Annotated in this window: 7 protein-coding genes; 6 read left to right on the forward strand and 1 reads right to left on the reverse strand. The window is 75.1% G+C overall.

Going from position 1 to position 9817, the window contains the following annotated elements; genetic code table 11:
- From ACGF15_RS27050 to moeZ, 6 genes are all read left to right on the forward strand, one after another.
- Complete coding sequence (locus tag ACGF15_RS27050; RefSeq protein ID WP_392802688.1) at positions 1 to 1218, forward strand: DUF3152 domain-containing protein; 1218 nt, start codon at positions 1 to 3, stop codon at positions 1216 to 1218.
- A gap of 276 nt (positions 1219 to 1494) precedes the next feature.
- Entirely contained in the window at positions 1495 to 3477 is a 1983-nt protein-coding gene (locus ACGF15_RS27055; RefSeq protein ID WP_392802705.1) for a DUF3492 domain-containing protein, read from the forward strand.
- A complete protein-coding gene (locus tag ACGF15_RS27060; RefSeq protein ID WP_392802691.1) occupies positions 3470 to 4834 on the forward strand; it encodes a hypothetical protein in 1365 nt (454 codons plus the stop codon). The genes ACGF15_RS27055 and ACGF15_RS27060 overlap by 8 nt, the downstream gene beginning before the upstream one ends.
- Positions 4835 to 5017: 183 nt before the next feature.
- Positions 5018 to 5983, forward strand: a complete 966-nt coding sequence (locus ACGF15_RS27065; RefSeq protein WP_018489149.1) for an NAD(P)-dependent oxidoreductase — start codon at positions 5018 to 5020, stop codon at positions 5981 to 5983.
- Positions 5971 to 6810, forward strand: coding sequence for a phage tail protein (locus ACGF15_RS27070; RefSeq protein WP_392802694.1), 840 nt, complete (start codon positions 5971 to 5973; stop codon positions 6808 to 6810). Before ACGF15_RS27065 ends, ACGF15_RS27070 begins: the two co-directional genes overlap by 13 nt.
- 99 nt (positions 6811 to 6909) lie before the next feature.
- A complete protein-coding gene (gene moeZ / locus ACGF15_RS27075) occupies positions 6910 to 8088 on the forward strand; it encodes an adenylyltransferase/sulfurtransferase MoeZ (protein WP_019765891.1) in 1179 nt (392 codons plus the stop codon).
- Positions 8089 to 8174: 86 nt separating this feature from the next.
- On the opposite strand, the gene ACGF15_RS27080 is transcribed toward moeZ, so the two are convergent.
- The gene (locus ACGF15_RS27080) at positions 8175 to 9767 is read right to left on the reverse strand and encodes an alpha/beta hydrolase (RefSeq protein ID WP_392802698.1); all 1593 of its coding nucleotides are present in this window, start codon (positions 9765 to 9767) and stop codon (positions 8175 to 8177) included.
- Positions 9768 to 9817: the final 50 nt, after the last annotated feature.

Below are 9817 nucleotides of genomic sequence, written 5' to 3' on the forward strand. Positions count from 1 at the left end.
GTGGGACGACACAGCCGCAAGGGCCCCGCGCCCCAGGGCGCCGACACCGGGGCGCGGGAGGCCGCCGCGGCCGACCGGCCCGGCACCGGCAGGCGCCGCCGCGGCGGGGTGCAGGCCCCCGCGCCGGGCGCCGACGGCGTCCGGGGCGGCCACCCCGAGCACCGCGAGGCGGGCGGAGGCTGGGGCGGGCCGCAGGACTGGAGTGCCGGCGCGGGCCCGCGGCAGCGCACCCTCGCGCCGCCCGCGACGGGCGCCGCGCCCCGGATACCGGGCCCGCGGCAGGAGTTCCTGGAGGCCTTCGACGACCCCGGCGCCGTCCGCCGGGAGGCGGGCCCCGGCGGCGGCCCCCCTGCCGGGGCGGCCGACCCGGCGGAGGGGGCCGAGCCCCCCGCCCGCGGTGGCAGGGGCCGGACCGCGACGGGGATCGCCGCGGCGGCCGTCACCACCGTGCTCGCGGTCGTCGTGGCGGGCCAGGTGGCCGACGGGGGCCCGCAGGAGATCGGGGCCCAGTCCGCCGGGCAGGAGCGCGGTGCGGAGCAGGTGCGGCCGGACCGCTCGGAGGGCAGGCCCACTCCCTCCGAGGCGGGTACCCGGCCGTCGCAGCCCGCCGAGCCGCCGGGCTACGAGCAGCTGATGGCCTCCCAGTTCGAGATCGACCCCGGGCTGGAGGGCTCCGGGGAGTTCGAGGCCGTGCCCGGAGCGGACCGCGCGCCGGGCACCGGGCGCACGGTCCGCTACCGGATCGACGTGGAGAAGGGGCTGCCGCTGGACTCCTCGGTGTTCGCGCGGGCGGTCCAGGAGACCCTCAACGACGACCGGAGCTGGTCGCACGGCGGGGCGATGACCTTCGAGCGGATCTCCTCCGGCGAGCCGGAGTTCGTGATCACCCTGGCCAGCCCGGGCACCACGGGCGTCTGGTGCGCCAAGTCGGGCCTGGACACCACGGTGGACAACGTCTCCTGCGACTCGGCCGCCACCGAGCGCGTGATGATCAACGCCTTCCGCTGGGCGCGCGGCGCCGAGACCTACGGTCCGGAGCTGATGCTGGAGTACCGGCAGATGCTGATCAACCACGAGGTGGGCCACCGCCTGGGCCACAACCACGTGAACTGCGCCACCCCGGGCGCCCTCGCCCCGGTGATGCAGCAGCAGACCAAGACCCTGGAGATCAACGGCGTGGCCTGCCGGGCCAACCCCTGGGTGCACCCCGGGGGCTGACCGCGCGTCTCGCGGGCGCCGCGCCCGCCGCGCCGCCTGACGGGGGATCCGCCTGCCGAGGCGCTCTCCGGAGCCTTCGATGATGACTCCGCGTGACGAAGCGCGACTCTATCGCAACAGAACGCGACGCCGCGGCGAAAGTTACGTGCATTCACCCCTTCCGGTGGCGCGACGGACAACCGTCCGTCGCGCCACCGGCGTATCCGCTTACGGTCGTCCCGCTGCGAGTCGCCGTTCCAACGGCGGCTGCCCACAAGGGAGATCGGGGGTGTGCTCGTGCGGATCGGACTGCTCACGGAGGGTGGCTACCCGTATGCGACCGGTGAGTCCAGGCTCTGGTGCGACCGGCTGGTGCACGGCCTGCCGCAGCACGAGTTCGACCTCTTCGCACTGAGCCGCTCCGCCGACCAGGAGGACCAGGGCTGGGTCCGGCTGCCGCACCACGTCGGCCGGGTGCGGACCGCACCGCTCTGGACACCGGAGGACGGCACCCCGCGCGGCAGCGGTGAACGCGGCCTGCTGGCCCGGCTGGTGACCGGCGGAGGCGTCTCCTATGGGCGGCGCGACCGCAGGCGCTTCGCCGCCCACCTGACGGCGCTCGCCACCGCGGTCTGCGCCACCGAGGAGGCCGGGTCCGACCCGGCCGCCGACGGGGCGCCGGGCGCCGAACTCTTCACCGAGGGCTTCTACGGCCTGGCCGAGCTGGCCCGCGAGCGCGGCGGACTCCACCTCGCCCTGCGCTCCGAGGCCACCGTACGGATCCTGGAGGCCGCCTCCCGCGCCCGGGGCGCCGGCCGCATCGTGCGGGGCGCCACCGTCGTGGACCACCTCGCCTTCGCCGCCGAGCTGGAGCGCCTCCTGCGCCCGCTCTCGCTCGACTGGTACGACCCCGAGGGCCTCGGTGCGGTCGACCTCTGCCACGCGGCCTCGGGCGGGGCGGCCGCGATTCCGGGGCTGCTGGCCAAACGCTTCTTCGGGGTGCCCCTGCTCGTCACCGAGCACGGCGTGCAGCTCCGCGCGCACTACCTGGCCGCGCCGGAGGCGCCCTTCGGCGCTCCCGTACGCGCCCTCCTCGCCCGCTTCCACGCCCTGCTGGCGGCCGAGGTCTACCGGCAGGCCGCGCTCGTCGTCGCGGGCAACACCCACGTACGCCGCTGGCAGCAGCGGTGCGGCGCCGACCCGGCCAAGCAGCGCACGGTCTATCCGGGCATGGCGGCCGAGCGGTTCGCCCGGGTCGGTGAGCACGACGACAAGGGCGGCCCGGACACCCTGGTCTGGGCCGGCCGGATCGAGCCCGCCAAGGACCTGATCGCCCTGCTCCACGCCTTCGCGGAGGTCCGCCGCGCTGAACCGGACGCCCGGCTGCGGATCTTCGGCGCCCCGGCGGAGGGCGAGGAGGCCGCCACGTACCTCGCGCACTGCCGGGCGCTGGCCGCCCAGCTCTTCCCCGACGAGGCCCCCGGCGCCCACGCCGAGGGCGTCAGCCCGGTCACCTTCGAGGAGATCGGCGGCCCCGAGATCCCCGACCTCGCGGAGGCCTACGCGGCGGGCGGTGTGGCCGTCCTCTCCAGCGTCGTCGAAGGCTTCCCGATCGGCCTCGTCGAGTCGATGTTCTGCGGCCGGGCCACGGTCTCCACGGACGTCGGTGCCGTCGTCGAGGTCATCGGCGGCACCGGCCTGGTCGTCCCCCCGCGCAACCCCCGGGCGCTCGCGGACGCCTGCATCGCGCTGCTGCGCGACCCGGAGCGCCGGGCGCGCCTGGGGGCGGCGGCGCGGGCCCGCGCGCTCGAACTCTTCGCCGTCGAACAGAACCTCGCGGCATTTCGCGGCATTTACCTGGAGCTGATCTCGCAGGCTTCGGTCCGTCGGGAGCCCGACGGCGCCCCCCTCCTCTTCGCCACCCCACCGGAGGCCCGCCTCCCCGGGCCCTGGACCCGGCCCCGCGCCGCGGCGACCGGCACGGACCGGGCCGGTGTCGCGGTGGTGGCGGCGGACGGGCCGGAGTGTGCGGTGGGGGAGGGCGCGGGGGAGACGGTGGTTGCCGGGGAGCCTGCGGCGGCTGAGACGCGTGCCGGGGCCGGGGAGGGGCGGGTGGAAGCGGTCGGCGAGCGCGCAGCCGTCAGGGCGACGGGGCGTGAACCGGAACCGGCGGACGAGCGCGCGGTGGTCGGGGCGCGAGGGTGTGCGCCGGAGCAGATGCGGGAGCGCGTGCGGGTCTGTGCGGCCGCCGACCGTGGACCGGGGGACGGCGATGCGTGACCGACCGACCCGCCCCGAACAGGGAGAAGGGATCACGGTGCCTGCCGACCCCGCCTCGCCCGTTGCCGAGCCTGCCGCCGGGCCTGCGGCCGACCCCACCCCGCCCGCCGCCGGGCCTGCGGCTGAGCCCGCCGAGCCTGCTCAGCCCGCCGAGCCCGCTGCCGGGGCTACGGACGGCCCCAGCCCTACCCCGTCCACCGCCGGGGCTACGGAAGCCCCGACCCCAACCCCCCTCCGCCCCGCCGAGATCCCGGCGCGCGTCGGGCAGCGCAGGCACCCCGGTCCCGCGCGCCGGGGGACCGCCGACCCCGTGAAGTCGCTGATGCACCACCACCGCGCCCTCTGCGAACGGGCCGTCAGCCCGCTGGAGATCGCGGCCGGTCTGGAGGCCCACGGGCTCACCGACCGGACCGCCGCCCGCTACCGGCACCGGGACGTCTTCGCGCTGGCCGAGGAGCTGTACGCCCGCACCCCGGCCGGGCCCGCCGAGTCCCCGCCCCCGGTGGCCCCGGCCCCGCACCCGGATGGCGGGGCCCGCGCCGGGTGGACGCTGCTCGCGCTGCTGCCCGGCGCCGCCTGCCTCGCCACCGCCGGGGTGCTCCGGCTCACCGAAGGGGCGCTCGGCGGGGGAGTGCGGGCCGCCGTGGTCCTCACCGGCGCACTCCTGGCCTGCCTGGCGCTCCGGCTCTGCCTCCTTCGGGGGCCCCTGCGCGCCCCCGAAGGAGCGGGGCGCGCAGGGTTGTACGCCTGCTGGCTCCTGAGCTTCGCGGTGTACGGCGAGGAGCTGATCGCCCAGGTCATCAGCGGCGGCCCGGACGGGCCCTGGCAGCCGGCGCCCGCCCCGCTGTTCGGGCTCGCCGCGGCCATCGCCCCGGCCGCCTGGTGCGCGCACCTCTTCACCGTGCGGGCCCGCCGCAAACTCCACGGAAGCCGCGCACTGGACGAGTTCGGCGCGGGGGTGCGCCCCCTGCTCCTGGCGGCCGTCGCCCTCTTCCTCTGCGCCCTGCTGCCCCTGCTGCACCTGGCCGATCTCGGCCTCGGCGGCACCGGGACGCCGGTCGCGGCCGCCGCCCTCGGGGTGCTGCTCTTCCTGGCCCGGCTGCTGGCCGCCCACGGACTGCCCGGACCGGGCGCCGCCGCGCTCGCCGCCGCCTGTGCCGTGGAGGCCGCGGCCCCCGCCCTCGTCCTCGCCGCCCGGCTCCCCGGCCTCGATCCGCTGGCCCGGCCCGTCCACGCGCTCGTCCAGGCGGGCGGCACCGGCGCCGTCCCCGCCCTGGCCTGCGGCGCGGCGGCGCTCGGCCTGCTCGTCCACGCCTCCGCCGCCCTGTCCCGGGCCTCCGCCCATACGAGGACCTGACCGGCCCCGCCCCCGTACCCCCGAAACCGCCACCCCCCCCGAACCGCACCACCGCACCACTCCCGCGGAGCCGACGCCGCGGGCCTCACCCCGCCAGACCGACCGATCCACCAAGGAGTAACCCGCCATGACCCCCCAGTCCCCCGCACCGGCAGCCCGCCGTCGGCACCGAGGCGGTGCGCGATGAGGGTGCTGCTGCTCGGAGCCAACGGATTCCTCGGCCGCTTCGTCGCCGACCGGCTGCTCGCCGACCCCGCCGTCCACCTCACGGCCCTCGGGCGCGGCGACGACGCCGACGTCCGGTTCGACCTCGCGGGCGGCAGCCCGGGAGCGCTCACCCGCTTCCTGGACGCCGTCCACCCCGGAGTCGTCGTCAACTGCGCGGGCGCCACCCGCGGCGGCGCCCGGGAGCTGACCCGCCACAACACCGTCGCCGTCGCCACCGTCTGCGAGGCCCTGCGCCGCAGCGGCTGCGGGGCCCGGCTCGTCCAGGTCGGCTGCGCCTCCGAGTACGGCCCCTCGCAGCCCGGCTCCTCCACCGCCGAGGACGCCATCCCGCGCCCCGGCGGTCCGTACGGCGTCAGCAAGCTCGCCGCCACCGAGCTGGTCCTCGGCTCGGGCCTCGACGCCGTCGTGCTCCGGGTCTTCTCGCCCGTCGGCCCCGGCACCCCCGCCGGCTCCCCGCTCGGCCGGCTCGCCGAGGCCATGCGCCGGGCCATGCAGGCGGGCGACGGCGAGCTGAAGCTCAGCGGCCTCGGCGTGCAGCGGGACTTCGTCGACGTACGGGACGTGGCGCGGGCCGTCCACGCCGCCTCGCTCTCCGCCGCCCAGGGCGTCGTCAACATCGGCACCGGGCGGGCCGTCCGGCTCCGGGACGCCGCCGCCGTACTGGCAAGGGTCGCCGGGTACGCGGGCGCACTCCATGAACTGGACTCGCCCCCTCCGCGCCTCCCCATCGGCGCCCCGCGCACCTCCGCCGAGTCGGTGATCGAGCACCTCTCCGCGACCCCGTCCCCCTACCCGGACGGCTGCGGGGCCTGGCAGCAGGCCGACGTCCGCACCGCCCGGGACCGGCTCGGCTGGCGCCCCCGGATCAACCTGGAGGAGTCGCTCGCGGACATCTGGATGGAGGCGGCATGCCGTATCTGACCGCCTCCGCCGACACCCTCAGGACCGCGGGCGGCGAACAGCTCGGCTTCGGCGTCCCCGGCTACGCCCACCCGCTGCTCGCCCCCGCCGAGTGGGCCGAGCTGGTCCGCCCCGGCACCCCGCTCCACTGGGCCGTCCTCAACATCGCGGGCGGCCCCGGCACCCGGCCCGACCCGCACTGCCTGGAAGTGGCCGGGCGGCTCCGCAACGCCCGGGAGCGCGCCCTGCACGGCGAGGAGCCGGACGACTCCGTACGCGCCTGCGGCGGCCGGCTCGTCGGCCACCTCGATCTGGCCCACGGCGGGCGGCCGTTCGACGAGCTGATCGCGGACGCCCGGTCCTTCATCGACTGGTACCGGGTCGGCGGCTTCTATCTCGCCCGCTGCCCCACCGAACGGGCCGAGCTGCCCGCCGTCCGGCGGCTCACCGGCACCCTGCACGCGCTGCTGGCGGAGAGCGACAGCGCGGACGACGGCGGTCGCCTGGTCCTCGGCCACGGCACCCACCCCCACCCCGGTTACGCGGAGGCGGCCGACCAACTGGTCACCTTCCAGGGCCCGTGGACCGACTACCGCTGGTCGCAGGTGGCCGAGTGGACGGCGGACTATCCGCCGAGCCGGTTCGCGCACTTCGTCCACGGGGTGCCCCGCACCCATCTCGACGAGGCGATGCGCATCGCCCGCTGGCAGGGCGCCGGGACGATCTTCTTCACGGACCGGGGCGGACAGAGCGCCGACGGACGGAGCGGACAAACCGATCCATTCGCGGCGCTGCCCAGGTACTGGGACGAAATCGTCTCGCGGATCGGACCCGGTATCTCGGAATGAGAAGGGGCGTGGCAGTGTTACCGGAAGAACAACCGTACGTAGTCGATGTACGCGCAGTCGATGTACGTAAATCCGACCACCTGCATTGTTGAGGTTCCTGTGTCGCTGCCACCCCTGGTCGAGCCAGCCGCTGAGCTCACCGTCGACGAGGTCCGCAGGTACTCCCGCCACCTGATCATCCCGGATGTCGGGATGGACGGACAGAAGCGCCTGAAGAACGCGAAGGTGCTCTGTGTGGGCGCCGGCGGTCTCGGCTCACCGGCCCTGATGTACCTGGCCGCGGCCGGGGTCGGCACGCTGGGCATCATCGAGTTCGACGAGGTCGACGAGTCGAACCTGCAGCGCCAGATCATCCACAGCCAGGCCGACATCGGCCGGCCCAAGGCGCAGTCCGCCAGGGACTCGGTGCTCGGCATCAACCCGTACGTCAACGTGGTCCTTCACGAGGAGCGGCTCGAAGCCGAGAACGTGAAGGAGATCTTCGCCCAGTACGACCTGATCGTGGACGGCACGGACAACTTCGCCACCCGCTATCTGGTCAACGACGCCGCCGTGCTGCTGAAGAAGCCGTACGTCTGGGGCTCGATCTACCGCTTCGACGGCCAGGCCTCGGTGTTCTGGGCCGAGCACGGTCCCTGCTACCGCTGCCTCTACCCGGAGCCCCCGCCGCCGGGCATGGTCCCCTCCTGCGCCGAGGGCGGCGTGCTGGGCGTGCTCTGCGCGTCGGTCGGCTCGATCCAGGTCACCGAGGCGATCAAGCTGCTCGCCGGCATCGGTGACCCGCTGGTCGGCCGTCTGATGATCTACGACGCCCTGGAGATGCAGTACCGCCAGGTCAAGGTCCGCAAGGACCCCGACTGCGCGGTCTGCGGCGAGAACCCGACCGTCACCGAACTCATCGACTACGAGGCCTTCTGCGGCGTCGTCTCCGAGGAGGCCCAGGAGGCGGCGGCCGGCTCCACGATCACTCCCAAGCAGCTCAAGGAGTGGATCGACGGGGACGAGAAGATCGAGATCATCGACGTCCGCGAGCCGAACGAGTACGAGATCGTCTCGATCCCGGGCGCGAAGCTGATCCCGAAGAACGAGTTCCTCATGGGCACCGCCCTCCAGGACCTCCCGCAGGACCGCCGTATCGTCCTGCACTGCAAGACGGGTGTCCGCAGCGCCGAGGTCCTCGCGGTCCTCAAGTCGGCGGGCTTCGCCGACTCGGTGCACGTGGGCGGCGGCGTGATCGGCTGGGTCAACCAGATCGAGCCCGAGAAGCCGGTCTACTAGAGCCTGCCCGTGCCGCTGTAGTCCTGCTCGTCGTACGGGGAAGGGGCCGGTCCACCTGGTGTGGACCGGCCCCTTCTGCGTGCGCGTCACCCGCAGGTCAGGCCGTCGTCCGGAACCTTCCCGTCCAGGAAGTACGCGTCCACGGTCGAGGTCACGCACGGGCTCTCCCCGTACGCCCCGTGCCCCTCGCCCTTGTTGGTGACCATGATGCCGACGCCCTTGCCCAGCTCGTCCGCCATCCGCTGCGCCCCCTCGTACGGCGTCGCCGGGTCGCCTGTCGTGCCGATGACCAGGATCGGGGCGGCGCCCGGCGCACTGGTCTCCGGGTTCTCGTGCTCCCCGTCGACCGGCCACTGGGCGCACCAGCCCGCCGTGTCCCAGGCCAGGAACGGCCCGAACACCGGGGAGAGCCTGCGGAATTCGGGCAGCAGCGCGCGGGCCTCGTCCACCGTGGGGCGGGCCTTGGAGTCGGCGCAGGAGATCGCCCGCTGGGAGTGGGCCTGGGTGTCGTAACGCCCGCTCTCGTCGCGCCCGTTGTACGAGTCGGCGAGCCGGAGCAGGCCGTCGCCCCTGCCCTTCTTCTCCGCCTCGTCCAGGGCGGCCGTCAGCTCGGGCCAGTTGTACCGCGAGTAGAGCGGCGTGACGATGCCCGTGATGGCGAGGGACTCGGTCAGCTCACGCCCCGACGAGGTCGGCAGCGGCTTCCCGTCGAGCCGGGCCAGCAGCCGGGCGATCCGCTCCGAGCCCGCCTTCGGGTCCTGGCCGCGGTCCTTGAGGTAGTTCTCCAGGGCCCGCTGGAACCCCGTGGCCTGGTTGCGGGCGTGCCCGATGCCGTCGGCCGTCGGGTCGACCACCGCGTCCAGGACGACCCGCCCCACGCGGTGCGGGAAGAGGTGCGCGTAGGTCCCGCCCAGCTCCGTACCGTACGAGAAGCCGAGATACGACAGCTTGTCGTCACCGAGCACGTGGCGGACCAGGTCCAGGTCGCGGGCGGCGTTGGACGTGCCGACATGGGGGAGGACCGTGCCCGAGCGGCGCTCGCACCCCGCGCCGAAGGCCGCGCCGTCCTCGATGAACGCCGCCTCCTCGGCCGCCGTGTCCGGGGTCAGGTCCACCGTGCGGAAGGCCTGCTCCTGCTCCTCGTCGGTGCGGCACCGCACCCCGGAGCTGGCCGCTACCCCGCGCGGATCGAACCCCACCAGGTCGTAGCGGGAGTTGAGCTTCCCGTACGAACCGGCCGCGCGCGGCAGTATGTCGACGCCCGAACCGCCGGGGCCGCCGAAGTTGAACAGCAGCGAGCCGATCCGCCGGTCCTTGTCGCGGGCCTCCTTGCGGATCAGCGCGATGGAGATCGTCTCCCCGGACGGCTTCCTGTAGTCCAGGGGCACCTGCACGCTCGTGCAGCGCCAGCCGGAGCCGGGCGCCCGGCCGTTGGGCGGGGCCGTACAGCGCTTCCAGTCGGGGCGCTGGGAGGTGAGGGCGGCGGGCAGGGCCGGGGACTTGGGCGTGTCCTTCAGCTCCGACGAGGGGGAGGGGGAGGCGTCACGGGGGCGGCCGTCCGTGGTCGCGTCCGGCTCCGGCTCCGTACCCAGCAGACCGCACCCGGCGAGCAGCCCCGCGGCCAGCAGGGCGGCCCCCGCCCGCACGGCTCTCCAACGGGTCCTCCGACGCGCGGTCATGGTCCGGCTCCCCTCCCCGAGGCCCGCAGCCGGTGGTGACGCGACGGGCG

The sequence above is a fragment of the Streptomyces sp. NPDC048001 genome, assembly GCF_043203115.1.
GTDB classification, from domain to species: domain Bacteria; phylum Actinomycetota; class Actinomycetes; order Streptomycetales; family Streptomycetaceae; genus Streptomyces; species Streptomyces sanyensis.